We start from the raw sequence: 25,613 nt of genomic DNA on the forward strand, positions 1-25,613 counted from the left end.
GTGCAGGTTTGCAGGACGAAGTGCTGGTCAGGAGGTGAGGGAGCGCGAGGAGTCCTCGGCCGGGTCCGCGGTGGGGACGACGGCCGGCTGCTCGGCTCCTGCGGCATCCGCGGTGCGCTCCGTGCGGTCACGGCCGCCGAAGAGACGCCCGATCAACGACGGGCCGCCGCGGCGGTGCGAGTAGACGTCGATCCCCACCGCGATCAGCAGAACGAGGCCCTTGATGATCTGGACCTTGTCGCTGGTCACACCGAGCAACTGCAGACCGTTGTTGAGCACCGCGATGACCAGACCTCCGACGATGGAACCGGCGACCGTGCCGATTCCGCCCGAAACCGCTGCGCCACCGATGAAGACGGCGGCGATCGCGTCGAGCTCCCAGCCCAGACCGTCCTGCGGGCCGGACGAGACCGAGCGGGCCACGGCGATCATGCCGGCCAGTGCGGCGAGCACCGACATGTTCATCATCACGTAGAAGTTGACGCGCTTGATCTTCACGCCGGAGAGCTCGGCCGCGTGCGAGTTGCCGCCGACCGCGTAGATGTGGCGACCGAAGATCGTGTTCCGGGTGACGAACGAGTAGAGGATCACCAGGACGCCCAGGATGATGCCCGACACCGGGAAGGAGGTCCCCACCCGGCCGCCCGCGAAGAGGAACGTCGCGTAGATGACCACGGCGTCGAGCACGACGACCTTGAAGACGCTCACCCACAGCGGCGCCTTGTCCGAGCCCATCTTCGTCTGGTTGCGGCGGGTCCGCGCCTCGAGCAGCGCGATGACGACGGCGATGATCAGACCCAGCAGCAGAGTGGAGTTGTTGAATCCGGTGTCCGGCCCCCACTCGGGAAGGAACCCCCCACCGATGAACGTGAAGTCGTCGGGGACCGGGATGGTGTTGGCGTTTCCGATCAGCTGGTTGAGGCCGCGGAAGATCAGCATGCCGGCGAGGGTGACGATGAACGCGGGGACGCCGACGTATGCGACCCACCATCCCTGCCAGGCGCCGATGACCACACCGACGAGCAGGCCGAGCACGATGGCGACGGGCCACGGGAAGTGCCATTCGGTCATCGACTTGGCGACGATGATGCCGACCAGGGCCGCCACCGATCCGACCGAGAGGTCGATGTGGCCGGCGATGATCACCATCACCATGCCGATCGCCAGCACCAGAACGTAGACGTTCTGGTTGACCAGGTTGATCAGGTTCACCGACTCGAGCGTCTTGCCGCCGGTCAGGATCTCGAACAGCACGATGATGACGACGAGGGCGCCGAGGATGCCGAACTGTCGCCCGGTGGACTGGCCGCCGCCGAACATCTTGCCGAGGTCGCGGATCCCTCCGGACTTCTTCTTCTCTGCGATCTGAGTGGTCATTATCGGGAACTACCCTTCGTGGCGGGGCTCTTCGTGGCGGAGGTCATGCTCTTGAGGAGCGTTTCGGGGGTGGCTTCGCTGATGGGAAGCTCGTTGGTGATCTGGCCCTCGAAGATCGTGTAGATGCGGTCCGAGATGCCGAGGAGCTCCGGCAGCTCCGAGGAGATGACGATGACGCCCTTCCCCTGGGCCGCGAGAGCCTGGATGATGCCGTAGATCTCGTACTTGGCGCCGACGTCGATGCCGCGCGTGGGCTCGTCGAGGATGAGGATGTCGGGGTCGGTGAACATCCACTTGGCCAGCACGACCTTCTGCTGATTGCCGCCGGACAGCGTGGCGACGCCGCGGTCGACATCGGGAGTCTTGATCCGGAGGCTCTTGCGGTACTCCTCCGCGACCGCGTACTCCTGCTGGTCGTTCACGACCCCGCGCTTGGCGATCTTCTTCAGCTTCGCCGCGACGATCGACTGCTTGATGTCGTCGAGGAGGTTCAGCCCGAGCACCTTCCGGTCCTCGCTCACGTAGGCCAGGCCGTTGTCGATCGCCTCGGAGACGTTGCGGACCTGGATCTGCTTGCCGTCTTTGTAGATCTCGCCCGAGACGAAGGTGCCGTAGGATCGGCCGAACACGCTCATGGCGAGCTCGGTGCGCCCGGCGCCCATCAGCCCGGCGAACCCGACGATCTCGCCGCGGCGGACCGTGAAGCTCGAGTTCTTCACGACGAGCCGTTCGGCGATCTGCGGGTGCTGGACGACCCAGTCGCGCACCTCGAAGAAGACCTCGCCGATCTCGGGCGTGCGCTCGGGGAACCGGCTCTCGAGCGTGCGGCCGACCATCCCGCGGATGATTCGGTCCTCGTCGACGCCGTCGCCCTTGACGTTGAGCGTCTCGATCGCACGACCATCGCGGATGATGGTGATCTCGTCGGAGACCTTCTCGATCTCGTTGAGCTTGTGGCTGATGATGATCGAGCTGACGCCCTTGTGCTTCAGCCCGACGATCAGGTCGAGGAGGTGAGCCGACTCCGCCTCGTTGAGGGCGGCGGTGGGCTCGTCGAGGATCAAGAGCTTGACGTCCTTGTTCAGAGCCTTGGCGATCTCCACCAACTGCTGCTTGCCCACGCCGATGTTCTTGATCTGGGTGTCCGGGTCATCGCTCAGGCCGACGCGCGCGAGCAACTCGACGGCACGGCGCTTGGCCTCGCCCCAGTTGATGACGCCGCCGCGCCCGGGCTCGTTGCCGAGGAAGATGTTCTCGGTGATCGAGAGCTCGGGGATCAACGCGAGCTCTTGGTGGATGATCACGATGCCGCGCTGCTCGGAGGACTTGATGTCCTTGAAGCGCATGACCTCGCCCTGGTAGACGATGTCTCCGCTGTAGGTACCGTAGGGATACACGCCCGACAGGACCTTCATCAGCGTGGACTTGCCCGCGCCGTTCTCCCCGCAGATAGCGTGGATCTCGTTCGCGTGAACGGTGAGGGAGACGTCCTCGAGCGCCTTCACGCCCGGGAACTCTTTCGTGATGGCGCGCATCTGCAGGATGACTGCGTTCGACGGCATCGTCGCTCCTTGGTGTGATGTACAGGGTGGTCTGGTGCGTGCGCGAGGTTCGGCTTGCGCCTAAGTAGTAAACGCTAAATTCAGTCTTGGCGTCAAATAGTGAAGACAACAGATCGATAACGGTCAGGCAGACCGCACGGTACACCGAGGGCGGGCAGTGGCCCACTGGACACGAAGAAGGCCGGTCCCCAACGGGACCGGCCTTCGCGGCTGAGCGGTTCGACTACTTGGTGAGGGGTGCCAGGAGGGGGTCGTTCGCGTACGCTTCCGCTGCGTTCTCCCTGGTCACGATGAGCGGCGTCAACAGATAGGCGGGGACGATCCGGGCTCCGTTGTCGTACGACGTGTCGTCGTTGATCTCGGGCTTCTTGCCCTGCTGGAGGTCCTTCACCATCGCGATCGCCTGGTCTACCAGCTTTCGGGTGTCCTTGTTGATGGTCGAGAACTGCTCGCCCGCCATGATCGACTTGACCGATTGGGCTTCGGAATCCTGGCCGGTGACGACGGGGATCGGCTTGCCCGTGCTGCGCACCGAGGTGATGATTCCCCGGGCGAGGGTGTCGTTCGGAGACAGCACGCCGTGGAGCTCGGTGGAGCTGTAGTTGGCCGCGAGCAGCGTGTCCATTCGGTTCTGCGCGTTCTGGCCCGACCAGCCCTGCGTCGCGGTGGCCTTGATGTCGGTCTGACCGGAGACGACGCGAAGAGTGCCGTCGTCGATCTTCGGCTGCAGGATCTTCATGGCGCCCCGCCAGAAGACCTTGGAGTTCGCGTCGTCGGGGGACCCGGAGAACAGCTCGATGTTCCACGGCTTCACGCCGGGAAACCGCTTGGCCAGCCCATCGAGCAGGGACTGGCCCTGCAGCTCCCCGACCTTCTCGTTGTCGTACGCGACGTAGTAGTCGACGTACTTCGAGTTGATGATGAGGCGGTCGTAGGCGATCACGACCGCGCCCGCGTCGTGCGCGGCTTTGGTCTGCGCGGTCAGCTGTCCTCCGTCGACCGAGCCGATGATGATGACCTTCGCCCCCTTGGTGATCATCGACTGGATCTGCGACTGCTGATCCGCGACCAGGCTGGTGCCGCCGGCGTATTGCACGTCTCCCGTGAATCCGGCCTTCTTGAGTCCGTCCGTGAAGAGGCCGCCCGCGAGGACGAAGTTCTCGGACGTCTTGCTCGGGAGGGCGACGCCGATCGTCGCGTCCTTGGCGAAGCCTGCCTCCGCCGTCGTCGAAGCGCCGGTTCGGGTGGAGCAGCCCGACAGGGCGAGGGTCGCGGCAGCGGCGATGGCGACCGTCATGAGTGCGAGTTTGCGCATTCTGTAGTTCCTTCTGGTGTGCGGTGCGTCGTCGTGGACGGCGCAGGAATCAGGTGGTCAACGACCGGGAGGAGTCCTCTGCGGGCTCCGAGCTGGGGACGACCGCCGGCTGCTCGGCCGCAGCGGAGTCGGCCGCGGCGGTCCGGCCGCCTCCGCCGAACAGGCGCCCGATCAACGAGGGGCCGCCACGACGGTGCGAGTAGACATCGATCCCCACCGCGATCAGCAGAACGAGGCCCTTGATGATCTGGACCTTGTCGCTGGTCACACCGAGCAACTGCAGACCGTTGTTGAGCACCGCGATGACCAGACCTCCGACGATGGAACCGGCGACCGTGCCGATTCCGCCCGAAACCGCTGCGCCACCGATGAACACCGCGGCGATCGCGTCCAGCTCCCAGCCGATGCCGTCCTGCGGGCCCGAGGAGACCGAGCGGGCGACAGCGATCATGCCGGCCAGGGCGGCGAGCACCGACATGTTCATCATCACGAAGAAGTTGACGCGCTTGATCTTCACGCCGGAGAGCTCGGCGGCGTGCGCATTGCCGCCGACCGCGTAGACATGCCGGCCGAAGATGGTGCTGCGGGTCACGAACGAATACAGGATGATCAGGACGCCGAGGATGATGCCGGAGACCGGGAACGACGTGCCGACGCGACCGCCGCCGAACAGCAGCGTGGCGTAGATGACCACGGCGCCGAACATGATGACCTTGAAGACGCTCACCCACAGCGGCGCCTTCTCTGCACCCGTCGCGGTCTGGTTGCGACGCGCGCGGACCTCGAGCAGAGCGATCGCGACCGCGACCACCAACCCGAGCAGCAGGGTCGAGTTGTTGTAGCCCGTGTCCGGTCCCCATTCCGGCAGGAAGCCGCCGCCGATGAAGGTGAACTCCTCGGGGACCGGGATGGTGTTGGCGTTTCCGATCAGCTGGTTGAGGCCACGGAAGATCAGCATGCCGGCGAGGGTGACGATGAACGCGGGGACGCCGACATACGCGACCCACCATCCCTGCCAGGCACCGATCACGATACCGACGAGCAGACCCAACAGGATGGCCATGGGCCAGGGCAGCTGCCATTCGGTCATCGAGGTGGCGACGATGATGCCCACGACGGCGGCGACCGATCCGACCGAGAGGTCGATGTGGCCGGCGATGATCACCATCACCATGCCGATGGCCAGGATCAGCACGTAGGCGTTCTGGTTGACCAGGTTGATCAGGTTGACCGGGTCGAGCGTCTTGCCTCCGGTGAGGACCTGGAAAAGCAGGACGATGACGACGAGGGCGCCGAGGATGCCGAACTGCCGTCCCTTCGACTGGCCTCCGCCGAACATCATTCCGAGATCGCGGATCCCGCCGGAACGCTTGGTGGCGGGCTTTTGTGTCGTCCGGGGGGTCTGTGTCGTCCCGGGGGTCTGTGTCGTCATCGGATCGCTGCCTTCTTCTCGGCGGATGTCATGCTTTTCAGGAGCAGCTCGGGGCTGGCCTCCGCGATGGGGAACTCGTTGGTGATCTGGCCCTCGAAGATCGTGTAGATGCGATCGGAGATCCCCAACAGCTCCGGCAGTTCGGAGGAGATGACGATGACACCCTTCCCCTGGGCCGCCAGCTGCTGGATGATGCCGTAGATCTCGTACTTGGCGCCGACGTCGATGCCGCGCGTGGGCTCGTCGAGGATGAGGATGTCGGGGTCGGTGAACATCCACTTGGCCAGCACGACCTTCTGCTGGTTGCCGCCCGAGAGCGTGCTGACGCCGCGGTCCACGTCAGGGCTCTTGATCCGCAGGCTCGTGCGATACTCCTCGGCGACCGCGTACTCTGCGCGGTCATCGACGACGCCGCGAGCGGCGATCTTCTTCAGCTTCGCCGCGACGATCGACTGCTTGATGTCGTCGAGGAGGTTGAGCCCCAGCACCTTCCGGTCCTCCGAGACGTACGCGAGACCGTTGTCGATCGCCTCGGAGACGGTGCGCACCCGGATCCGGCGTCCGTCTTTGTACAGTTCTCCGGAGATGAAGGTGCCGTAGGACCGGCCGAACACGCTCATCGCGAGCTCGGTGCGCCCGGCGCCCATCAGCCCGGCGAACCCGACGATCTCACCCCGTCGCACGGTGAAGCTCGAGTTCTTGACCACGAGCCGGTCAGGGACCTGCGGATGCTGGACGACCCAGTCGCGCACCTCGAAGAAGACCTCGCCGATGTTCGGGGTGTATTCCGGGAACCGGCTCTCGAGCGTGCGGCCGACCATTCCGCGGATGATGCGATCCTCGTCGACGCCGTCGCCCTCGACGTTGAGCGTCTCGATGGAGCGGCCGTCTCGGATGATCGTGATCTCGTCGGCCACGCGTTCGATCTCGTTGAGCTTGTGGCTGATGATGATCGAGCTGACGCCCTTGTGCTTCAGCCCGACGATCAAGTCGAGCAGATGCTCGGACTCCGCCTCGTTCAGCGCAGCGGTCGGCTCGTCGAGGATCAGCAGCTTGACGTCCTTGTTCAGAGCCTTCGCGATCTCCACCAACTGCTGCTTGCTCACCCCGATGTTCTTGATCTGCGTGGCCGGGTCGTCGGCGAGCCCCACACGGGCGAGGAGTTCCGTCGCGCGCCTCTTCGCCGCGTTCCAGTCGATCACGCCGCCGCGGCCCGGCTCGTTGCCGAGGAAGATGTTCTCGGTGATCGAGAGCTCGGGGATCAACGCCAGTTCTTGGTGGATGATGACGATGCCGCGCTGCTCGGACGACTTGATGTCTTTGAAGCGCATGACCTCCCCCTGGTAGACGATGTCGCCCGAGTACGAGCCGAAGGGGTAGACCCCGGACAGGACCTTCATCAGAGTCGACTTGCCCGCACCGTTCTCTCCGCAGATCGCGTGGATCTCGTTCGTGCGGACGGTGAGGGCGACGTCCTCGAGCGCCTTCACCCCGGGGAACTCCTTGGTGATGGCGCGCATCTGCAGGATGACTGCGTTCGACGGCATCGTCGCTCCTTGATCGTGGTCGGGCCGGATGCGGGTGTGCGTGATCGCGCCGTGCGGGCGACGCGATGTCAATGTTACCGCCAAATATCGATGCTTACATATCGATCGAACGAGCATCGACGACCGTCTGCCAACTGGGCGGCGGGTGGTGTCGGCTGATGTTTCGGGCGAGACCGCCCGGAGTAGGGCTCTACTCGTTGCCGGCGAGCGCGCCCTGGATGACCAGGGCCGCCGCACCGAGCGATTCCGCGCGGTCGCCGAGCGACGAGATGCGCACAGCCGTCGTGTCGGCGATGACGGGGATGGCGTTGTGCTGGATCCCGCGCCTGATCGGATCCAGGAGCGCGTCGCCGAGCCCGACCAGCGGTCCGCCGATCAGCACCAGTTCGGGGTTGATGACGTTGGCGATGTTGCCGATCGCCTGGCCGATCGCGATGCCGGCATCGCTCACCACGCGAAGGACAGCGGGGTCGCGGTCCCGGCCGCGCTGCAGGATGTCCGCTGTGCTCACCGGCGCGTTCACCCGGTGCCCGAGCGTCTCGATCATCACGGTGGTCGACGCGATCGTCTCCAGGCAGCCCCGGTTGCCGCAGCGGCAGATCACTCCCTGGTCGGTGACGGGGGTGTGCCCGAGTTCTCCGGTGATTCCGAGGAAGCCGTAATACGGCTGACCGTTGAGGATCAGCCCGGCGCCGATGCCCGTGCCGATCTTGACGAAGATCAGGTTGCGGACCCCGCGATTCGCACCCCAAGTCACCTCTGCGAGCGCGCCGAGGTTCGCATCGTTGTCGACGACGACCGGGAACCGGAACACGTCCTCGAGGTCACGGAGCCGCACACCGACCCACTCCGGGAGGATGGCGCCCTGCAGCACCGTGCCGGTGCGCCGGTCGATGGGACCGGGTATGCCGACCCCGACCGAGAGGACCGACTGCCGATCGTGGCCTCCCGCGAGGAGCATGCGATCGAGAAGTTCGGCGGCCTCCCTGACCGCCGCCGAGACGTCGTAGCCCAGCGGCAACGGCACCTCCTCCTCGGCGATCACTTCGTAGCCGAGGGTGCAGAGCACGATCCGCACGTGCCGCCGCCCGAAGTCCACACCGACGGCGATGTCCCCGGTGTCCGTCAACTGGACCAGGAGTGCGCGCCTGCCGCTGGAGGTCACCGGCGAGGTCGCGACGACGCCCTTCACCGCCATGTCTCGCACGATGTTGGACACGGTGGCGGTGGACAGCCCCGTCCCGCGCGCCAGCTCTGCCTGGGTCGACGGGCCGTTGGCGAGCAGGAACTCGACGAGCCGCTCCTGATTCAAGTGCCTGAGCGCGCCCTGAGACCCGGGATTGCGTGCGCCACGTAGGGGAAGACCCGAGGTGGCGGTCATAGCGATAAGCGTGAATGATCGCTGAGTTGTAGTCAAGTTGTGAACGTAACGGTTCGGCCCGCGTTCCTTCGAGTGCGTTCAGGGCCACGCCGCTCAGCGTCTTCGCCCGCTGTCACAATGGACGCATGCCCATCCTGAACAAGGACATGCAGGTCTGCATCTCCCTCTCCGGCCGACCCAGCAACCTCGGGACGCGATTCCACAACTTCCTCTACGACGAACTCGGGCTGAACTTCATCTACAAGGCGTTCACGACGGATGACCTGGAGGGCGCGGTGCGCGGCATCCGGGCGCTCGGCCTTCGTGGGTGCTCGGTGTCGATGCCGTTCAAGGAAGCGATCATCCCGCTGGTCGACAACCTCGAGCCGTCGGCGCTGGCGATCGAGTCGGTCAACACCGTGGTGAACGAGGATGGTCTGCTCACGGCCTCCAACACCGATTACGAAGCCGTGGCCCAGCTCCTCGACGAACACGCGGTCGACCCGGCATCGCGCGTGATCGTCCGCGGATCCGGCGGCATGGCGAAGGCCGTCGTCGCCGCCTTCCGCGGGGCGGGTTTCGACGACCTGACGGTGCTCGCCCGCAACGAACGGGCCGGCACGGCCCTGGCGGACAAGTACGGCTACTCGTGGGCCGCACACGATCCCGAGCCCGATTTCGACGTGATCGTGAACGTGACGCCGCTCGGCATGCGCGGCGCCGAGGAGGACGCCCTCGCATTCGACGAGACTTTCGTGCAGCGCGCGTCCGTGGTCTTCGATGTGGTGGCCTTCCCGGCGGAGACGCCGCTGATCGCGGCCGGGCGGGCGGCGGGCAAGCGGCTCATCACGGGCGCCGAGGTCGTCGCGCTCCAGGCTGCGCGCCAGTTCGAGCGCTACACCGGCGTCGCACTCACTCCGGAGCAGGTCGCCAGGGCGTCCGCGTTCTCTCGAGCGGAGTAGGCAGGTCGAGCCGATTCCTTGACCCTGCCCTCCGGGTCAGGGTCTACGCTGGCGGCGGAGCAGCATGATCGTGCCGCTGTGGAGGTTCATCCGATGCAGATCACGAGCTGGCCGATCGGGCCGGCGTGACGGTGAAGGCCGTGCGCTACTACGAGCGCCTCGGACTGCTCGCACCACATCGCCTGGCCAACGGATACCGGGACTACGACGACGGCCAGCTGCGTGCCGCGCGGGAGATCCGCGAACTCGCCGCCGTCGGCATCCCGCCGAGCAAAGCAGCACCCTTCATCGCGTGTCTCGGATCCGGCCATGCCCGCAGTGACGAATGCCCCGCCTCCGTGCTCGCGTACTCCGACGGCATCGCCGAGCTGGATGCCGCGATCGCCGCACTCGAAGCGCGCCGCGAGCAGCTCTCCCGCCGACTCGCGTCGGCGACCGACGCGGTGCCGCCGTCGCCCGACCAGGGCACGGGGTGCACGGTGATCGACTCGCTCCTCGCACACTGAGTCCCCCCGAGGTCCCCCCTCGCCCGGCGACGGTGTCATCCCAGGGGATGACCACGTCCCGCCCACCGGCCGATGTCCCGGCTCCGCATCCCGGCTTGACTGGATGTCGTGGCCGAGGGGAAGGCCACAGAGGGGAACGAGATGACCACGCTGGAGCACCGCCACCACGGGGAACTGGCACGAGCGCGGGGGGCGCTCGCGTCGGTGGCGGAGAACGCCTACCTCAGGCTGTTCGCGACACTGGTTGTCCTCGCGGCCGGCGCCGCAGTCCTCGCCATCATGATCGGCTTCATGTTCGACATCGTCGTGCCGCTGATCTTCGGCGACGAGCTGCGTGCGCTGGCTGCGCTCCTTCCTCACTAGTCGGAGCCGCTCCACCCCTGTTCCCGCGACGCGCCGAGGCTTAGAGTCGCGACATGTCTCTCGTGTTCTCCGCGATCGCCTCGCTCGACGGTTACACCGCCGACACCACCGGCTCCTTCGACTGGGCAGCGCCTGACGAGGAAGTCCACTCCACTGTCAACGCCCGCGAACGCGGTGTCTCCACCTATCTCTACGGCCGCCGGATGTTCGAGACGATGCGCGTCTGGCAGGACATCGGCGCCGGCGACGAGCCCGCGGTGATGCGCGAGTACGCGGACATCTGGCGTGCCGCCGAAAAAGTCGTGTATTCGTCGACGCTCACCGGTGTGACCACGCCGCGCACGCGTGTCGAGTCCGCCTTCGACCCCGCGGCCGTGCGTGTTCTGGTCGACTCCGCGCCGGGGGATGTCTCGATCGGCGGCCCGACTCTGGCAGCGGAGGCGTTCCGCGCCGGGCTGGTCGACGAGGTCACGCTGCTTCTCGTCCCGGTCTCGGTCGGAGGTGGTACGCCCGCCCTGCCGACCGACTTGATGCTGCGGCTGGAACTGCGCGAGGAGTACACGTTCGCGTCCGGCGTGGTGATGGTGCACTACCGCGTCATCGCACCCGAAGCGTGACGCTCGGCCGGTCGAGCGCAACCTCCAAGTCGCGCAGCGTGACGCCGTGTTCGGCGAGGAGCGCGACCGGGTAGAAGAACGGGTCGAGACCGGTTCCGGTGTCGGGGAGGTCGATGCCGTCGGATTCGAACGGCAGCGGATGACCGGACGTTCGCGCGATCAGGTCGCCGTCGTCGCCCAGCTCGACGGAGACGGACCGGGTCGGAGCACCGCGTTCGAGGAAGGCCCAGCTCATCGCCGGAAGCCGCACGTCGATCGTCGCACGGTAGACGTCGCGCTGCTCGCTGAGCAGTCCGGATGCCCAGCCCACCGTCTCGCTCGCGCCGTGCAGCAACATCCAGCCGTTCATCGAGGCGGTGAGGACCAACAGCCCGGCACCTTCGCCGAGGTGCGGGTTCTCGCACCACGAGAACTGCTCGTCGAGGATCTCGGCCTCGAGCTCGGTCGCGAGTCCCCGTGCGGGAGCGGCGGGCAGGAAGATCCAGCTCCCGCTCGCGAACACGTCGACGAGCGATTCGCTCAGCACCGGGACGTCCTCGGACACGCGAAGATTCTACGGCGCAGGGCTGTCCAGGCGCTCGCGGAGGCGGCGCGCGAGCAGGACGGCGGCCTCCAGCTCGCGCGCGTCCGCGACGGCCGCGGTCTGCTCGGCCCAGGCTCTGCGGCGCGGGCGGATCCCGTCGAGGACCTCCCTGCCCCGCTCGGTGAGCGCGACCAGCGGAGCGCGCGCGTCGGCGGGATCCGGCCGGCGGACCACCAGGCCGGAGGCCTCCAGCTGTGCCACGGCCTCTGCCGCCGACTGTCTGCGCATCCCCCGGCGACGAGCGATCGCCGCAACGCTCAGGGGACCGTGCGCCACCGCGCCGAGCGTGAGCCAGCGGGAGGACGTCAAGCCGTCTTCCTTCACGATGGCGTCGCCCGCGCGCGTGAAGGCGTCGGCGAGGCGGAAGACCTCGTCCACCAGCTCGGTGAGCCGGTCGCCGGCACTCACGCGCGCTCGCTGAGGCAGACGATGTGACCGTCGCCGTCGCGGACGACGGCCATCCGCTCGCCCCACGGCTGTGCCTGCGGTGCGTCGACCACGGAACCTCCCGCGCGGGCCCAGGCGTCGACGACGGCGTCCAGCCGGTCGACGGCGAAGCCGATCGCCACCGCGGTGTCGGAGGGCTGGGCCTCCCGTTCGTGGAGCATCAGCTCGACGCCGTCGGCGCTCGTGAGCCACGCGAGCCCCTCCGCCTCACGGTCGAGACGCAGGCCGAGGGCGTCGCGATAGAGGGCGAGAGCGTCCGGGATGCGGGAGGAGGAGACGATGAGGCGCTGGATGGTCGCGGTCATGACCCCATGGTCAGGTATTGACAGGTTCCTGTCAATCCTCGTGTCCGGTCGCAAGCCGATCCACGCGCCGGAGCGAGCGGTCGAGGAGCGTGATCACGAGGAAGACCACGGCCGCGCCCAGCATGAACCAGGCCAGCTCGTGGAGCCCGGCCGTGTTCGCGGTCGTGTGGAAGAAGGCGCCGGTCGCCGCGGAGGCGAGCATCGCCCCCAGATACATGAACGTGCGCAGGAGCCCCGAGGTGGCGCCCATCCTCGTCGGGTCGGCCTGGTGGTAGAGCGTGTTCTGGATCGCCAGGTTGACGATGCCCTGCGGAACACCGACCACGACCGCGATCAGGAGGAGTGCCCAGAGCGCGGCCTCGGGGCCGACGAAGAGCAGCAGCACCGCCATCACGACCTGCCCGAGCGCACCGACGATGAGCTTCCAGCGGATCTCGGGGCGACGCCCGAAGACCCAGGCCACGACGATGCCGACACCGAACGTCGGGAGCAGGACGAGGCCGGCGAGGGCCGGCGAGAGCCCCCGTCCGCCCTCCAGCCACTGTGTGAAGCCGTAGAGGTAGCAGTAGCTGACGGTCGCGGCGAGGACTGCTCGGGCATACGTCACGAGGAGGGGAACGTTGCCGGCGAACACCCGCACGTCGATGAAGGGGTCGTCGCGGCGCAGTTCCCACAGCGCGAAGCCCGCACCGAAGACCACCGCCAACCCGAGCAGCCACAGCTGCGCGAGCTGGACGTTCATGAGGAAGAGTAGCAGGCACACCAACGTCGCGGCGAACAGTGCGATGCCGACGAGGTCGAGACGCCGCCGCGCCGGACGGGTGGCGTCGAGAGCGGTGTGGCGGGGCAGGAAGAGCAGGGTGAGTACGAGCGATGCGAGCGCGAGCGGGATGTTGACGGCGAAGGTCGCCCTCCACCCGCCGACCTGGATCAGGAGGCCGCCGAGGGTCGGCCCGATCACCGCGATCGTCTGCGTCGTCACGGAGAGCGCCGTCAGCACGCCGGCCGGGCTGCGCATCCCGGTGCGGGTCGCCTCGCTCCGGATCAGATACATCGCCGCGGGGTAGCCGGCGCAGGTGCCGAAGCCGAGGATCACACGCGCGATCACGAGCACAGCGATGTTCGGGGCGAAGACGCCGATCACGCCCGCCAGCCCGGTGAGGATGGCGCCGGCGATGGACAGCCGGCGCGGCCCGAACATGTCGACCAGCCGACCGACGAGCGGCTGGCCGATGGAGGTCGCGAGGTAGAGGGAGGACACGAGCCAGGCCGTCTCGGACGCCGGCGCTCCGAGCGCCGTCGCGATCGGCACGAGGGCGACGGCGATGATCGACGAGTTGACCGGGTTGAGCACCGCGCCGATCATCATGGGCGCCAGCAGCCGACGGTCGAACCGGTCGGCCGGCCCCGGCTTGGCGGTGACCAGATCGATCACGGCCGCACCAGCTTCTCGATCAACGCGGTCGCGGCGAGGATCGTCTGTCGTTCGTCCTCGGTCAGGCGCTCCTCCATCGCGTGCGCGAGCCACTCCCTGCGGGCATCGAGGTTGCCGCTCTCCGCGCTGCGGCCCGCCTCGGTGAGGGCCACGAGCTGTCGCCTGCCGTCGGTCGGGTCGGGTGTCCGTGTGACGAGGCCGAGTTCCTCGAGGGAGGCGATGGTCGTGGCCATCGACTGCGGGCGCACCCCTTCCAGCTCGGCGAGGCGCGACGCCGTGTTGCCCTCCCCCTTGCCGATGCGCGCCAGGGCGGACGACTGCTGCGCACTGAGCCCGGCCGAGTCGCTCGCGACCTCCCTCAGGCGACGGCGGAGACGCGCGTACGCGACCCGGAGGTCGAGAGCGGCACGAACGGAGGACGACGACGGATCGGTCATATCGACAGTCTAACTGTTAAGTCTGGACTGCGCAGTTAAAACTGTTTAAAATCGCGTCACCCTCCGTCGCTATGCTTGCGCGCGTGACCGGCTCCCCCGCACCGTCTCGAGGTGCGCTCGCGCGACGACTGAACCTCGGCGACGCCGTCGTCATCGGCCTCGGCTCCATGATCGGCGCCGGGATCTTCGCGTCGTTCGCGCCCGCCGCGGCGGCCGCAGGGGTCGGCCTCCTGATCGGTCTCGTCATCGCCGGGTTCATCGCCTTCTGCAACGCGACCTCCTCCGCGCAGCTCGCCGCGCAGTACCCGACCTCCGGCGGCACCTACGTCTACGGGAGGGAGCGCCTCGGCGAATGGCCGGGCTTCCTCGCCGGCTGGTCCTTCGTCGTCGGCAAGACCGCCAGCTCGGCGGCCATGGCCATCACCTTCGCAACCTACGCGGTGCCCGCCGCCTGGCTGAAGCCGGTGGCCATCCTCGCCGTCGTCGTCCTCACCATCGTGAACACGCTCGGCATCACCCGCACAGCACTCCTCACGCGCATCCTCGTCGCTATCTCGCTGATCGCCCTGACGGTCGCCATCGTCATCGGCTTCACGCACACCTCGGCGAGCGCCACGGAGCCGGGCACGGCGGTGACCGTCTACGGCGTCCTCCAGGCGGCGGCCTTCCTCTTCTTCGCCTTCGCCGGCTATGCGCGCGTCGCGACCATGGGCGAGGAGGTCATCGACCCGGCCCGCACGATCCCCCGCGCCATCACCATCGCACTCACTGTCACACTGGTGGTCTACGCCCTGGTCGCCGTCTCGGCCCTCCACGCGCTCGGAGCCGCCGGCCTGGCGTCGGCGACGGCTCCGCTCACCGACGTCGCCGCCACCACAGGAGCCGAGTGGCCGGGGGTGGTCGTCAGGGTCGGCGCCGCCGCCGCCGCACTCGGCGCCCTGCTGGCGATGATCGCGGGAATCGGCAGGACAAGCCTCGCGATGGCGCGCAACCGCGACCTCCCCTCGTGGTTCGCCGCCGTGCACCCGCGCTTCCACGTGCCGTACCGCGCGGAACTCACGCTCGGGCTGCTCGTCTGCGTGCTCATCGCGGTGACCGACTTGCGCGGAGCGATCGGCTTCTCCTCCTTCGGCGTCCTCCTCTACTACTTCGTCGCGAACCTCTCGGCCTGGACCCAGGACCGCGCGAACCGACGGTATCCACGCGCGCTGGCTGTCGCCGGCGCGATCGGGTGCCTGGTACTCGTAGTCGCGTTGCCGGTGGGGGCGATCGTTGCGGGGATCGTGGTACTGGCGGTGGGGGTCGGGTACCGGGTGATCCGGTTGCGGGTGGGGCGGTGAGACAGGCGTGGCCGGGACCGCAAAGAAGAAGGGCCGGATCGAAACTCGATCCGGCCCTACTCGTCCGTGCGCGAGGGGGGACTTGAACCCCCACGCCCTTGCGGGCACTGGCACCTGAAGCCAGCGCGTCTGCCAATTCCGCCACTCGCGCGAACCAAGGAAGAGTAACACGAGCGCGTGGCCGCCGACGAATCGGCCGGCGGCGCCCATCCCTGATCTTCACCACCTGGCCAGCCGCCCGGGGGTGTCTTCCAGGACGTTCCGACTAACATGCATGTAGCTGGCAAGCCGGGAGCGGGAGACTAGTGGGCATTCTGGACAACTTCGAGCGGGGGCTCGAGCGCGCGGTCAATGGCGCGTTCGCGAAGACCTTCCGGTCTGGGCTTCAGCCTGTCGAGCTCACCAGCGCCATCCGCAAAGAGATGGACACGCGGGCGGCTGTGGTCGCTCGCGACCGGGTTCTCGCCCCCAATCGCTTCGTCCTGCGCATGTCGACCGCCGACTACAAGCGCATGCGTTCCATGGGGGCCGCGCTCACCGACGAGCTCGTCTCGTTCGCGCAGAAGCACGCGACCAGCCAGCATTACCAGTTCGCCGGCGGCCTCTCCATCGAGCTGGTGGAGGACGAAGACGTCAGCGTCGGGATGCTGCAGATCGACTCCGAGAACGTGAAGGGCGATGTCGCCTGGACTCCCGTGCTCGACATCGACGGACGCCACTACCCGCTCACCGGCGGACGTACGGTCGTCGGTCGGGGCAGCGACGCCGACATCACCGTCGACGACACCGGTATCTCCCGCCGGCACGTCATGATCACTTGGGACGGCCACCGCGCACAGGTCGAGGACCTGGGCTCCACGAACGGCTCCAAGCTGGACGGGCAGCCGGTGAAGAAGGCGATCCTCGAACCCGACTCCGTCGTGACCATCGGCCGCACCCGTATCGTGTTCCGGGTGCTCCCCCAGGCTGCGCCGTCCCCGCGCTCTACGCAGGGCGACAATTTCTGGAGCACCTCGTGAACCCGAGCGAGCTCACGCTCCTTGTGCTGCGGTTTGGGTTCCTCCTGCTCCTCTGGCTCTTCGTCTTCGGCATCGTGTACGCGCTCCGCACCGACCTGTTCGGCCAGCGCGTCCGCAAGCTCCCCGAGTCGCAGGCAGCGCAGGCGCCGCCGTCGCCGTTCCCCGCGGCGGCACCCGCTCCTGTCCCCGCCGGGGCGCCCGCCGGCGTCGCAGGGCCGACCGAACCGGTCATGAAGCACGCCCCGGTGTCCAGCCTCCCCGCCGGCGCGAACACGGCGAGCGGCGGCACGAACGCCAGCCTCCAGACGGCGCATCGGCTCGTCATCACGTCGGGGCCGCGCTCGGGCACCGAGCTCGCACTCGGGCGTGACCCCATCACCATCGGACGCTCGAGCGAATCCGGCCTCGTCATCCGCGACGACTACACGTCCACCCACCACGCGCGCCTCCTGCTCTGGAACGACGAGTGGATGATCCAAGACCTCGATTCCACCAACGGGACGTTCCTCGACGGTCGGCGCGTCACCGTCCCCACCCAGGTACCGCTCGACACCCCGATCAAGATCGGGACGACCACATTCGAGCTGCGACGGTAACCGGTGGCAGCGAACCGGGCAGCCGCGGTCTCCCACACCGGGAAGATCCGCTCGAACAACCAGGACTCCGGCTATGCCGGGCGTGAGCTGTTCGTGGTTGCCGACGGCATGGGCGGCCACGCCGGCGGAGACGTCGCCAGCGCCATCGCCGTCAACCGCATCCGCGAGGCGGACGGCGACTACGAGACGGCCTCCGAGGCCGAGTTCGCTCTGCAGTCCGCCCTGATCGCGGCGAATTCGCTGCTCGCCGAGACGGTCTTCGAGCATCCGGAGCTCACGGGCATGGGCACCACGGTCAGCGCCCTGCTGCGCGTGGGCGACGAGGTCGCGATCGCGCACATCGGCGACTCCCGCATCTACCTCTTCCGCGAGGGCGAGCTCAGCCAGGTCTCCGTCGACCACACGTTCGTCCAGCGGCTGGTGGACAGCGGCAGGATCACGGAGGAGGAGGCGATGGTCCACCCCCGCCGTTCCGTGCTCATGCGCGTGCTCGGCGATGTCGACGCCTCCCCCGAGATCGACACCCTCATCCTCGCCACCCGGCCGGGCGACCGCTGGCTGATCTGCTCCGACGGCCTCAGCGGCGTCGTCAAGCACGACGATCTCCTCGCCGCCCTCGCGTCCAAGGACGCGCCCAAGCAGGTCGCCGACCGGCTGGTCAAGCAGAGCCTCGACGCCGGCGCACCCGACAACGTCACCGTGGTGATCCTCGACATCGGCGACGTGAGCCGCGGCGACGTCGTCAAAGACCCGGTGACGGTGGGGTCGGCCTCCGCGCCGCTCCAGTTCGGAGAGCCGAAGCCCACCACCCGCGCAGCCCGCCTCCCCACCCTGCGCCTCCACCCCGTGCGACCGGCGACCGGGCCGACCCACTTCGAGCCGGAGTCGGACGACTACCTCGACGAGCTGATCGAAGAGGACGAACGCCGGGCGCGGCGTCGGCGCCTCACCTGGATGGTCGGGCTGGCGGTGCTGGTCATCGCGATCGTCCTCGCCGTGCTCTTCGGCTACCAGTGGACCCAGTCGCGCTTCTTCGTCGGCGCCTCCCCCGCGGGCAAAGTCGCGATCTACCAGGGCGTGCAGCAGAACCTCGGACCGATCGTGCTCTCCCATGTCTACGAAGAGAGCGACGTGCCGGTCAAGAGCCTCCCGCAGTACGACAAACAGCTCGTGCAGCAGACCATCAACGCAGACGACCTGGCGGCCGCCAGAGCGATCGTGGACCAGTTGACCGATGCCGCCAAGTGAGGTGAGGGAACGCAAGCAGGCCAGGCCGGCCACCGGCCCGGTCAAGCGGTTGCGCCTGCCCGCGAAGCTGCGCAACCTCGAACTGCTGCTGCTGCTCATCGCGTGCGGGATCAACGCGGCAGCGGTCGTCCTTGTGCAGCTCGGGGCGCTCGGGCACGTCGACCTGACGCTGGTCTACCTCGGCGCCGGCCTGTCCGTCCTCGTCATCGGCATGCATATCGCTCTCCGGTTCGTCGCGCCCCAGGCCGACCCGTTCCTGCTGCCGATCGCCACCGTGCTCACCGGCATCGGCATCGCGGAGATCTACCGGATCGACATCCACTTCAAGGACTCGGGCTGGGACAGCGCCGGCGTCAAGCAGATCGTCTGGGCCGCTGTGGCGATCGCGTGCGCCATCGCCGTCGTGATGATCCTCCGGAATCACCGCGTGCTCCAGCGCTACACCTATCTCTTCGGACTGGCCGCGCTCGTGCTGCTGCTGCTTCCGATGCTCCCCGGCATCGGCCGCGAGATCTACGGTGCGCGCGTGTGGATCGGCATCGGGCCGTTCAGCTTCCAACCCGGCGAGATCGCCAAGCTCTGCCTCGCGGTCTTCTTCGCCGGCTACCTCGTGCAGGCGCGGGACTCGCTCTCGATGGTGGGCAAGAAGTTCCTCGGCATCCGCTTCCCGCGGGCCCGCGACCTCGGGCCGCTGCTGATCGTCTGGCTGATGTCGATGGCCGTCATCGTCTTCCAGCACGACCTGGGCACCGGCCTCCTCATCTTCGGGCTGTTCCTGGTCATGGTCTACGTCGCGACGGCGCGGATCAGCTGGGTCATCCTCGGTCTCCTGCTGATCGTCGGAGGGGCCATCGTCGCCAGCCAGCTTCTCACCTACGTCAACGACCGCTTCGTGAACTGGCTCGACCCGTTCGCACAGAAGGTCTACGACGAACAGGGCGGGAGCTTCCAACTGGTGCAGGGTCTCTTCGGGTTGGCGCACGGAGGGCTGATCGGAACCGGGCTCGGGCAGGGCCAGCCGTGGGTCACCCCGGTCTCGCAGAGCGACTACATCATCGCCAGCCTCGGTGAAGAGCTCGGGCTGGCCGGCCTGTTCGCGATCTTCGCGCTGTACCTCATCTTCGTGGCGCGCGGTCTGCGGATCGGCTTCGCCGGACAGGACGACTTCGGAAAGCTGCTCGCGGTCGGCCTCTCCTTCACGCTCGCGCTCCAGTGTTTCATCGTCATCGGAGGCGTCACCCGCGTCATCCCGCTCACGGGGCTCACGACCCCGTTCCTCGCGGCCGGCGGTTCGTCGCTGGTGGCCAACTGGATCATCGTCGCGCTCCTCCTGCGCCTCTCCGACACCGTCCGCAATCAACCCCGTCTGGTGGTGAGCTGAGCGATGAACCGCGAGATCAAGAGGGTGAGCACGATCGTGCTCGCCATGTTCCTCGCCCTGCTGGTGTCGACGTCGATCCTGCAGGTCGTGCAGGCGGACAACCTGGCCGCGGACTCGCGCAACACCCGTGCCCGCAACGACGGGTACGCCGCCCAGCGGGGCGCGATCCTGGTGGGCGGACAGCCGATCGCCCAGTCCGTGCCATCGAGCGACGTCTACAAATGGCAGCGCGTGTACAGCAACGGTCCGCTGTACTCCGCCGTCACCGGCTTCTATCCGATCAACGGCGAGGCGACGGGCCTGGAGGGCGCGCTCGACGACAAGCTCGCCGGAACGTCCAACTCGCAGTTCTTCGACCGCATCAATTCGATCCTCACCGGCAAGAACCCTCAGGGCGCCAGCGTGGAGACGACGATCGATCAGAAAGCGCAGCAAGCGGCGTGGGATGCGCTCGGCAACTACCAGGGCGCGGTCGTGCTCCTCGAGCCCAAGACCGGCCGGATCCTCGCAATGGTATCCAAGCCCACGTACGACCCGAACGTTCTGGCGTCCCACGACACGGCGGCAGTCAACACGACATATCAGCAGCTGCTCGACACGGCGGGTGACCCCCTCATCAACCGCACCATCGGCGGCAATCTCAACCCGCCTGGATCGACCTTCAAGCCGGTGATGAGCGCTTCGGCCTTCGGAACCGGCGAGTACACGAAGGACAGCCAGCTCCCGAACCCGGCGTCGCTCCCGCTCCCCGGTTCGCCGACCATCGTGAAGAACGACTCGCTCACCACCTGCGGCCCCGGCGAGACGGTCTCGATCGCGACCGCTCAGATCCTCTCCTGCAACATCCCGTTCGCCGAGCTCGGGATGCAGCTCAAGCCGCAGGTGATCAAAGACCAGGCGGACAAGTTCGGCTTCAACCAGTCGTTCAAGATCCCGATCCCCGTCGAGAAGAGCGTCTACCCGCTCTACACCGACGCCGCGGAACGGGCGCTGGGATCGTTCGGACAGAAGGACGACCGTGCGACACCCCTGCAGATGGCCATGGTGTCGGCGGCCGTCGCCAACGGCGGCAAGCTCATGACGCCGAACCTGGTCGACGCGATCCGGTCGTCCGACCTGCAGACCATCGAGAGCTTCACACCCACGCAGTTCTCCCAGCCGATGAGCCAGGAGAACGCCGACACCATCAAGCAGATGATGGTCGACGGCGTCGATCACGGCGTGGCGAGCAATGCAAGAATAGACGGGGTTCAGGTCGGCGGTAAGACGGGGACGGCGCAGAACGGGGACAACGACCCGTACACGCTGTGGTTCACCGGGTTCGCGCCGGCCAACGATCCTCAGTTCGCTGTAGCGGTTGTCGTTGAAAATGGCGGTGGACGCGGTCAGAGCGGCACGGGTAACTCCATCGCCGCCCCGATTGCGAAAAAAGTACTAGAGGCGGTGCTGAATAAATGAGACCCACAGCAGGGCTCACCTTCGGAGGACGTTACGAGCTGCAGTCGCGCATCGCGATCGGCGGCATGGGCGAGGTCTGGCAGGCGACGGATCTCGTCATCGGCCGTACCGTCGCGATCAAGATCCTCAAGGACGAGTACCTCGGCGATCCCGGATTCCTCGAGCGCTTCCGCGCGGAGGCCCGCCACGCCGCACTCGTCAACCACGAAGGCATCGCGAACGTCTACGACTACGGCGAGGAGGAGGGCAGCGCCTACCTCGTGATGGAGCTCGTGCCGGGGGAGGCGCTCTCCACCATCCTCGAGCGCGAGCACGTCCTCAGCACCGACCGCACCCTCGACATCGTCGCCCAGACCGCCGCCGCGCTGCACGCCGCCCACGCCGCCGGCCTGGTCCACCGCGACATCAAGCCGGGCAACCTGCTGATCACGCCCGACGGCCGCGTCAAGATCACCGACTTCGGAATCGCCCGCATCGCCGACCAGGTCCCGCTCACCGCCACGGGCCAGGTCATGGGCACCGTTCAGTACCTGTCGCCCGAGCAGGCGTCGGGACACCCCGCGTCCCCGACCACCGACATCTACTCGCTCGGCATCGTCGCCTACGAGTGCCTGGCCGGCCGCCGACCCTTCACCGGCGAGTCGCAGGTCGCCATCGCGATGGCGCAGATCAACGAGGCTCCGCCGGAGCTGCCGGCGACCGTCGCGGAGCCCGTCCGCAACCTGGTCTTCGCGTGCATCGCGAAGAACCCGGCCGACCGACCGGCATCGGCAGCGCACCTGGCCCGTGCCGCGCAGGCACTGCGTCGCGGCGACATCCGCGCAGCGGCCGCCTCCGTCCCCGCCGTGCTCGGGGCCGCAGCGGCGACCGATGCGGCGACCGTGCTGATGACATCGCCGAATGCCGCGCCGACCCAGGCCACCACAGTGCTGCCGGCTGCGGCCGCGGGCCAGGCCGTCGAGGAGGAGACGACCGAGGAGCCCGTCGAGGAGAAGAAGCGCAGCCCGTGGACGTGGCCGTTGATCGCGCTCATCGCCCTCCTCGCGCTCGTGCTCATCGGCACGATCATCGCGCTGCTCGCTCAGCCCAAGTCGCCGGAGCCGACGACGACGGTCACGGCAGCGCACACACCGAATTCGCCGACGCCCACGCCGACGCCGACCGAGACCAGCACGACGGTCCAGATCTCGGAGGGCGACTACCTCGGCCTCACGGCGGATCAGGCCCGTCAGAAGCTGCAGGCCGCGGGGATGGTGGCCGACGTGCAGACCGGCTCGGCCGCATCGACCGCCGGCGAAGTCAACACCGTCTACTCGGTCAACCCGACCGGCCCGGTTCAGAAGGGCTCGACGGTCACCGTCAAGGTCTACGGACCGGTGACTCCGATCCCGACGCCCTCCGACACGGTGTCGGCCAACCCGGCTTCAGGCCATGGAGCAGCCAACTCCCAGATCACGGTGTCGTTCGGGTCCGCGACGTGCCCCGCTGGGCAGAACCTCACCGGTCGGGCCCTCCTGGTGAATGGTCAGCAGCAGACACCGATCAATGACACCAAGTTCACCTGGACACCGACGGCAGCCGGCTCGTACAGCCTGAGCTACCGGATCTTCTGCAACCAGGGCGACTCGGTCCCGTCTGACCCATCGCCGACGGTTCCGTACACGGTCGTGGCCGCCGGCGGGTCGACCTCCACGCCGAGCCCGTGAGCAACGCCGCACGACGCGGCCGGTGAGTCCCCGTCCCCTGCACGGGGGAGACATCCAGAGTCGGCCCGCTACACTATCCGGAGCCCGTCACCCGAGAAGGAGTCGTCTTGAGCCCAGATAGCCGCCTGCTCGCAGGTCGATATCAGGTGGGCGAACTCATTGGCCGCGGCGGCATGTCCGACGTGCATCGCGGTGTCGACACGAGGCTCGGGCGAACCGTCGCCATCAAGCTGCTCAAGCCGTCGCTCGCGACCGACCCCGCCTTCCGCACGCGCTTCCGCCAGGAGGCCCAGGCCGCCGCGCGGATGACGCACCCGACGATCGTGCGTGTCTTCGATGCCGGCGAGGAGACCGTCCGCGAGCCGAACGGTCACGAAGCGCAGCTGCCCTTCATCGTGATGGAGTATGTCGACGGCGTCCTCCTGAAGGACCTCATCAAGCGGGGACCGCTCGAGGTCCCCGAGGCCGTTCGCATCACCGAGGGCATCCTCACTGCACTCGAGTACTCTCACCGTGCCGGTGTCGTGCACCGCGACATCAAGCCGGGCAACGTCATGATCACGACGACCGGCCAGGTCAAGGTGATGGATTTCGGCATCGCCCGCGCCATCAGCGACTCGTCGGCGACGGTCGCGCAGACCACGGCCGTGCTCGGCACCGCCAGCTACTTCTCGCCCGAGCAGGCCAAGGGTGAGACGGTCGACGCTCGCACCGACCTGTACTCGACGGGCGTCGTGCTGTTCGAGATGCTCACCGGCCGGCCGCCGTTCCGTGGCGACACCCCGGTCGCGGTCGCGTACCAGCATGTGAGCGAGACCCCCGTCGCTCCGAGCACGATCAACCCCAAGGTCTCCCCGGCCCTGGACGTGGTCGTCGCTCACGCTCTCGCGAAGGACCGCTTCGAGCGTTACCAGACGGTCGCCGACTTCCGCCACGATCTCGATGAGGCTGCCGCGGGACGCGTCCCCGTCCACAAGAAGCAGGACGAGTTCGCCGAGACGCTCTTCGGTGCACCGCCGAGCTCCGTCTCCGGTCCCGAGGCCGCGTTCCGTCAGTTGGCGGAGGACCAGACCCTGGTCCGCACGCAGCGGCGCCCACCCGTCATCTGGATCTGGGCCGGAATCGCCGTGATGGCGGTGGTCATCGTCGCCGTGCTCGCGTGGGTCCTGCGGCTGTCGCCGAACACGACCATGCCCGAAACGTCGCGGGAGGTCCCCAACCTGTCCGGCCAGACGCTCGACAAGGCCACGAAGCAGTTGGAAGACCTCCACCTCAAGTGGACGCAGACGAGCGAGGAGAGCTCGACCTACCCCGCCGGCCAGGTGACACGCACCGACCCCGCCGCAGGAATCGTCGTCGCGACCGGCGACACGATCAACATCTACGTCTCGACGGGCAAGAAGGCGGTCTCCGTCCCCGACGTCACCAATATGACGCAGGACGCCGCCAAACAGGCACTCCAGGCGGCCGGGCTGACACTCGGGCCGGTGACCACGGAGAACTCTGCGACCGTTCCGGCCAATGTGGTCATCCAGACGAACCCGGCAGCGGGCGGTACCGCGCACGAGGGCGACGCGATCGCGATCACCATCTCGAGCGGCAAGGTCACGCTGACCGACCTGACCGGCCAGTCGCTCACCGCCGCCACGGCGCTGCTCTCGCAACTCGGCCTCACGGCTGATCCCAAAGCGGACTCCACGTGCCCGCAGAATTCGGGCACACCGCTGGTGCACACCCAGTCGGTCGCGCCCGGGGACGTGCCCCAAGGCAGCACCGTCGGCCTCACCTACTGCTCCGGTTAGTACGGAGCGTCGCCCTGGTCAGCCCAGCTTGACGAGCGGATTCAGCGAACGGGAGGCCTCGGCCGCGCCCGCGAGCCCGGCGTCTTCGAGCCAGTTGCCCAGCATCCGGTAACCGCCCTCCGTCAGGACCGACTCGGGGTGGAACTGCACCCCGTAGATCGGTGCCTCGCGGTGCTGCAGCGCCATGATGACGCCGCCGGCCGTACGCGCGGTGACGATGAGTTCATCGGGCAGTGTTCCGTCCACCACGGCGAGCGAGTGGTACCGGGTGGCCGTGAACGGCTGAGGAACGCCGTCGAAGAGGATGCTGTCGTCGTGTTCGACCTGCGAGGTCTTGCCGTGCATCAGCTCCTCGGCGTTCGTGACGACGCCTCCGAACGCCTCGGCGATGGCCTGGTGACCGAGGCAGACGCCGAGGAGCGGGGTGCGCGTGGCGAGCGCCAGCTCCACCACCGGGACGGACACTCCCGCGTCCGCGGGCTTGCCCGGGCCAGGCGAGACCAGCACCGCGTCGAAGTCGGCGATCCGGTCGGCGAGGTCGTCGACCGCGATGTCGTCGTTGCGCACGACCTCCGTCTCGGCACCGAGCTCGCGGAGGTAGCCGTTGAGCGTGTAGACGAAGCTGTCGTAGTTGTCGATGACGAGTACGCGGGTCACGGGCCCACGGTACCTTCCTGTGGACCCAAGAGCGAATCCACCCAGGGGAAGACCCACGTCACCAGAGCCCACAGCACGACGACGGCGAGCACGAGCAGGATCAGGATCCGCACCCACACCGGCCCGGGGAGAATGCGCCACAGCGCTCCGTACATGTC

25 protein-coding genes and 1 tRNA gene are annotated in these 25,613 nt (G+C 67.6%); 12 read left to right on the forward strand and 14 right to left on the reverse strand.

All coding sequences use genetic code 11. From position 1 onward, the window contains the following. Positions 1-27: 27 nt before the first annotated feature. The 6 genes from mmsB (JNB50_RS03225) to JNB50_RS03250 all read right to left on the reverse strand — a co-directional run bounded on the left by mmsB (JNB50_RS03225) (position 28) and on the right by JNB50_RS03250 (position 8,614). Positions 28-1,377 (reverse strand): multiple monosaccharide ABC transporter permease, encoded by a 1,350-nt coding sequence (gene mmsB, locus JNB50_RS03225; protein WP_208038666.1) that lies wholly within the window; start codon positions 1,375-1,377, stop codon positions 28-30. Further along, a complete protein-coding gene (mmsA, locus tag JNB50_RS03230; RefSeq protein ID WP_208038667.1) occupies positions 1,377-2,939 on the reverse strand; it encodes a multiple monosaccharide ABC transporter ATP-binding protein in 1,563 nt (520 codons plus the stop codon). The genes mmsB (JNB50_RS03225) and mmsA (JNB50_RS03230) overlap by 1 nt, the downstream gene beginning before the upstream one ends. A gap of 223 nt (positions 2,940-3,162) precedes the next feature. Next, positions 3,163-4,254 (reverse strand): sugar-binding protein, encoded by a 1,092-nt coding sequence (locus JNB50_RS03235; protein ID WP_208038668.1) that lies wholly within the window; start codon positions 4,252-4,254, stop codon positions 3,163-3,165. Between the two features lie 49 nt (positions 4,255-4,303). Next, complete coding sequence (gene mmsB, locus JNB50_RS03240; protein ID WP_208038669.1) at positions 4,304-5,686, reverse strand: multiple monosaccharide ABC transporter permease; 1,383 nt, start codon at positions 5,684-5,686, stop codon at positions 4,304-4,306. Beyond that, positions 5,683-7,233: a multiple monosaccharide ABC transporter ATP-binding protein gene (gene mmsA, locus JNB50_RS03245; RefSeq protein ID WP_208038670.1), complete on the reverse strand. Its 1,551-nt coding sequence runs from the start codon at positions 7,231-7,233 to the stop codon at positions 5,683-5,685. The genes mmsB (JNB50_RS03240) and mmsA (JNB50_RS03245) overlap by 4 nt, the downstream gene beginning before the upstream one ends. Before the next feature lie 190 nt (positions 7,234-7,423). Further along, on the reverse strand, positions 7,424-8,614 hold the full coding sequence (locus tag JNB50_RS03250; protein WP_208038671.1) for an ROK family transcriptional regulator: 1,191 nt from the start codon (positions 8,612-8,614) through the stop codon (positions 7,424-7,426). A gap of 125 nt (positions 8,615-8,739) precedes the next feature. Here JNB50_RS03250 and JNB50_RS03255 point away from each other — a divergent pair, with 125 nt between their 5' ends. The 4 genes from JNB50_RS03255 to JNB50_RS03270 all read left to right on the forward strand — a co-directional run bounded on the left by JNB50_RS03255 (position 8,740) and on the right by JNB50_RS03270 (position 11,041). After that, positions 8,740-9,555: a shikimate 5-dehydrogenase gene (locus JNB50_RS03255; RefSeq protein WP_208038672.1), complete on the forward strand. Its 816-nt coding sequence runs from the start codon at positions 8,740-8,742 to the stop codon at positions 9,553-9,555. Between the two features lie 107 nt (positions 9,556-9,662). Further along, positions 9,663-10,061: a MerR family DNA-binding transcriptional regulator gene (locus JNB50_RS03260; RefSeq protein ID WP_208039153.1), complete on the forward strand. Its 399-nt coding sequence runs from the start codon at positions 9,663-9,665 to the stop codon at positions 10,059-10,061. 141 nt (positions 10,062-10,202) lie between these two features. Continuing rightward, positions 10,203-10,424: a hypothetical protein gene (locus JNB50_RS03265; RefSeq protein WP_208038673.1), complete on the forward strand. Its 222-nt coding sequence runs from the start codon at positions 10,203-10,205 to the stop codon at positions 10,422-10,424. A 53-nt stretch (positions 10,425-10,477) separates the two neighbouring features. Beyond that, the gene (locus tag JNB50_RS03270; protein ID WP_208038674.1) at positions 10,478-11,041 is read left to right on the forward strand and encodes a dihydrofolate reductase family protein; all 564 of its coding nucleotides are present in this window, start codon (positions 10,478-10,480) and stop codon (positions 11,039-11,041) included. Here the strand turns inward: JNB50_RS03270 and JNB50_RS03275 are convergent. Genes JNB50_RS03275 through JNB50_RS03295 form a run of 5 tightly spaced genes read right to left on the reverse strand, consistent with a single transcriptional unit; the run spans position 11,022 to position 14,248 of the window. Continuing rightward, entirely contained in the window at positions 11,022-11,585 is a 564-nt protein-coding gene (locus JNB50_RS03275; RefSeq protein WP_208038675.1) for a hypothetical protein, read from the reverse strand. The genes JNB50_RS03270 and JNB50_RS03275 overlap by 20 nt on opposite strands. A gap of 9 nt (positions 11,586-11,594) precedes the next feature. After that, positions 11,595-12,032, reverse strand: coding sequence for a MarR family winged helix-turn-helix transcriptional regulator (locus tag JNB50_RS03280; protein ID WP_208038676.1), 438 nt, complete (start codon positions 12,030-12,032; stop codon positions 11,595-11,597). After that, positions 12,029-12,376 (reverse strand): VOC family protein, encoded by a 348-nt coding sequence (locus JNB50_RS03285; protein WP_208038677.1) that lies wholly within the window; start codon positions 12,374-12,376, stop codon positions 12,029-12,031. The genes JNB50_RS03280 and JNB50_RS03285 overlap by 4 nt, the downstream gene beginning before the upstream one ends. 31 nt (positions 12,377-12,407) lie before the next feature. Then, the gene (locus JNB50_RS03290; protein ID WP_307794583.1) at positions 12,408-13,811 is read right to left on the reverse strand and encodes an MFS transporter; all 1,404 of its coding nucleotides are present in this window, start codon (positions 13,809-13,811) and stop codon (positions 12,408-12,410) included. Further along, complete coding sequence (locus JNB50_RS03295; RefSeq protein WP_208038678.1) at positions 13,808-14,248, reverse strand: MarR family winged helix-turn-helix transcriptional regulator; 441 nt, start codon at positions 14,246-14,248, stop codon at positions 13,808-13,810. Before JNB50_RS03295 ends, JNB50_RS03290 begins: the two co-directional genes overlap by 4 nt. Before the next feature lie 71 nt (positions 14,249-14,319). Between JNB50_RS03295 and JNB50_RS03300 the strand changes: the two genes are divergently transcribed. Continuing rightward, positions 14,320-15,588 carry an APC family permease gene (locus JNB50_RS03300; RefSeq protein ID WP_208038679.1) on the forward strand — a complete coding sequence of 423 codons (1,269 nt, stop codon included), beginning with the start codon at positions 14,320-14,322 and terminating at the stop codon, positions 15,586-15,588. A 67-nt stretch (positions 15,589-15,655) separates the two neighbouring features. On the opposite strand, the gene JNB50_RS03305 is transcribed toward JNB50_RS03300, so the two are convergent. Continuing rightward, positions 15,656-15,739: transfer RNA gene (locus JNB50_RS03305), tRNA-Leu, on the reverse strand. Between the two features lie 154 nt (positions 15,740-15,893). On the opposite strand from JNB50_RS03305, the gene JNB50_RS03310 reads away from it, so the two are divergent. From JNB50_RS03310 to pknB, 7 genes are all read left to right on the forward strand, one after another. Further along, a complete protein-coding gene (locus JNB50_RS03310) occupies positions 15,894-16,607 on the forward strand; it encodes a DUF3662 and FHA domain-containing protein (RefSeq protein WP_208038680.1) in 714 nt (237 codons plus the stop codon). Then, on the forward strand, positions 16,604-17,203 hold the full coding sequence (locus JNB50_RS03315; protein WP_208038681.1) for an FHA domain-containing protein: 600 nt from the start codon (positions 16,604-16,606) through the stop codon (positions 17,201-17,203). The genes JNB50_RS03310 and JNB50_RS03315 overlap by 4 nt, the downstream gene beginning before the upstream one ends. Before the next feature lie 3 nt (positions 17,204-17,206). After that, positions 17,207-18,451: a PP2C family serine/threonine-protein phosphatase gene (locus JNB50_RS03320; protein WP_208038682.1), complete on the forward strand. Its 1,245-nt coding sequence runs from the start codon at positions 17,207-17,209 to the stop codon at positions 18,449-18,451. After that, positions 18,438-19,832, forward strand: coding sequence for an FtsW/RodA/SpoVE family cell cycle protein (locus JNB50_RS03325; RefSeq protein WP_208038683.1), 1,395 nt, complete (start codon positions 18,438-18,440; stop codon positions 19,830-19,832). The genes JNB50_RS03320 and JNB50_RS03325 overlap by 14 nt, the downstream gene beginning before the upstream one ends. A 3-nt stretch (positions 19,833-19,835) precedes the next feature. Further along, positions 19,836-21,290: a penicillin-binding protein 2 gene (locus JNB50_RS03330; protein WP_208038684.1), complete on the forward strand. Its 1,455-nt coding sequence runs from the start codon at positions 19,836-19,838 to the stop codon at positions 21,288-21,290. After that, on the forward strand, positions 21,287-22,996 hold the full coding sequence (locus tag JNB50_RS03335) for a protein kinase (protein WP_208038685.1): 1,710 nt from the start codon (positions 21,287-21,289) through the stop codon (positions 22,994-22,996). Before JNB50_RS03330 ends, JNB50_RS03335 begins: the two co-directional genes overlap by 4 nt. Before the next feature lie 107 nt (positions 22,997-23,103). After that, a complete protein-coding gene (gene pknB, locus JNB50_RS03340; RefSeq protein ID WP_208038686.1) occupies positions 23,104-24,798 on the forward strand; it encodes a Stk1 family PASTA domain-containing Ser/Thr kinase in 1,695 nt (564 codons plus the stop codon). 18 nt (positions 24,799-24,816) lie between these two features. Here the strand turns inward: pknB and JNB50_RS03345 are convergent, their stop codons facing one another. Further along, positions 24,817-25,455: a gamma-glutamyl-gamma-aminobutyrate hydrolase family protein gene (locus tag JNB50_RS03345; RefSeq protein WP_208038687.1), complete on the reverse strand. Its 639-nt coding sequence runs from the start codon at positions 25,453-25,455 to the stop codon at positions 24,817-24,819. After that, positions 25,452-25,610: a hypothetical protein gene (locus JNB50_RS03350; RefSeq protein WP_208038688.1), complete on the reverse strand. Its 159-nt coding sequence runs from the start codon at positions 25,608-25,610 to the stop codon at positions 25,452-25,454. Before JNB50_RS03350 ends, JNB50_RS03345 begins: the two co-directional genes overlap by 4 nt. Between the last annotated feature and the right edge of the window lie 3 nt (positions 25,611-25,613).

It is taken from the genome of Leifsonia sp. TF02-11, assembly GCF_017565305.1.
Lineage (GTDB): Bacteria > Actinomycetota > Actinomycetes > Actinomycetales > Microbacteriaceae > Leifsonia.

What these genes read in the sequence shown, in the direction of transcription:
- mmsA (WP_208038667.1), bottom strand. Translation starts at nt 2,939, where the DNA reads ATGCCGTCGAACGCAGTCATCCTGCAGATGCGCGCCATCACGAAAGAG.
- JNB50_RS03330 (WP_208038684.1), top strand. Translation starts at nt 19,836, where the DNA reads ATGAACCGCGAGATCAAGAGGGTGAGCACGATCGTGCTCGCCATGTTC.
- JNB50_RS03295 (WP_208038678.1), bottom strand. Translation starts at nt 14,248, where the DNA reads ATGACCGATCCGTCGTCGTCCTCCGTTCGTGCCGCTCTCGACCTCCGG.
- JNB50_RS03350 (WP_208038688.1), bottom strand. Translation starts at nt 25,610, where the DNA reads ATGTACGGAGCGCTGTGGCGCATTCTCCCCGGGCCGGTGTGGGTGCGG.
- mmsA (WP_208038670.1), bottom strand. Translation starts at nt 7,233, where the DNA reads ATGCCGTCGAACGCAGTCATCCTGCAGATGCGCGCCATCACCAAGGAG.
- JNB50_RS03285 (WP_208038677.1), bottom strand. Translation starts at nt 12,376, where the DNA reads ATGACCGCGACCATCCAGCGCCTCATCGTCTCCTCCTCCCGCATCCCG.
- JNB50_RS03250 (WP_208038671.1), bottom strand. Translation starts at nt 8,614, where the DNA reads ATGACCGCCACCTCGGGTCTTCCCCTACGTGGCGCACGCAATCCCGGG.
- JNB50_RS03235 (WP_208038668.1), bottom strand. Translation starts at nt 4,254, where the DNA reads ATGCGCAAACTCGCACTCATGACGGTCGCCATCGCCGCTGCCGCGACC.
- JNB50_RS03270 (WP_208038674.1), top strand. Translation starts at nt 10,478, where the DNA reads ATGTCTCTCGTGTTCTCCGCGATCGCCTCGCTCGACGGTTACACCGCC.
- JNB50_RS03335 (WP_208038685.1), top strand. Translation starts at nt 21,287, where the DNA reads ATGAGACCCACAGCAGGGCTCACCTTCGGAGGACGTTACGAGCTGCAG.
- JNB50_RS03300 (WP_208038679.1), top strand. Translation starts at nt 14,320, where the DNA reads ATGCTTGCGCGCGTGACCGGCTCCCCCGCACCGTCTCGAGGTGCGCTC.
- JNB50_RS03255 (WP_208038672.1), top strand. Translation starts at nt 8,740, where the DNA reads ATGCCCATCCTGAACAAGGACATGCAGGTCTGCATCTCCCTCTCCGGC.
- mmsB (WP_208038666.1), bottom strand. Translation starts at nt 1,377, where the DNA reads ATGACCACTCAGATCGCAGAGAAGAAGAAGTCCGGAGGGATCCGCGAC.
- JNB50_RS03265 (WP_208038673.1), top strand. Translation starts at nt 10,203, where the DNA reads ATGACCACGCTGGAGCACCGCCACCACGGGGAACTGGCACGAGCGCGG.
- mmsB (WP_208038669.1), bottom strand. Translation starts at nt 5,686, where the DNA reads ATGACGACACAGACCCCCGGGACGACACAGACCCCCCGGACGACACAA.
- JNB50_RS03325 (WP_208038683.1), top strand. Translation starts at nt 18,438, where the DNA reads ATGCCGCCAAGTGAGGTGAGGGAACGCAAGCAGGCCAGGCCGGCCACC.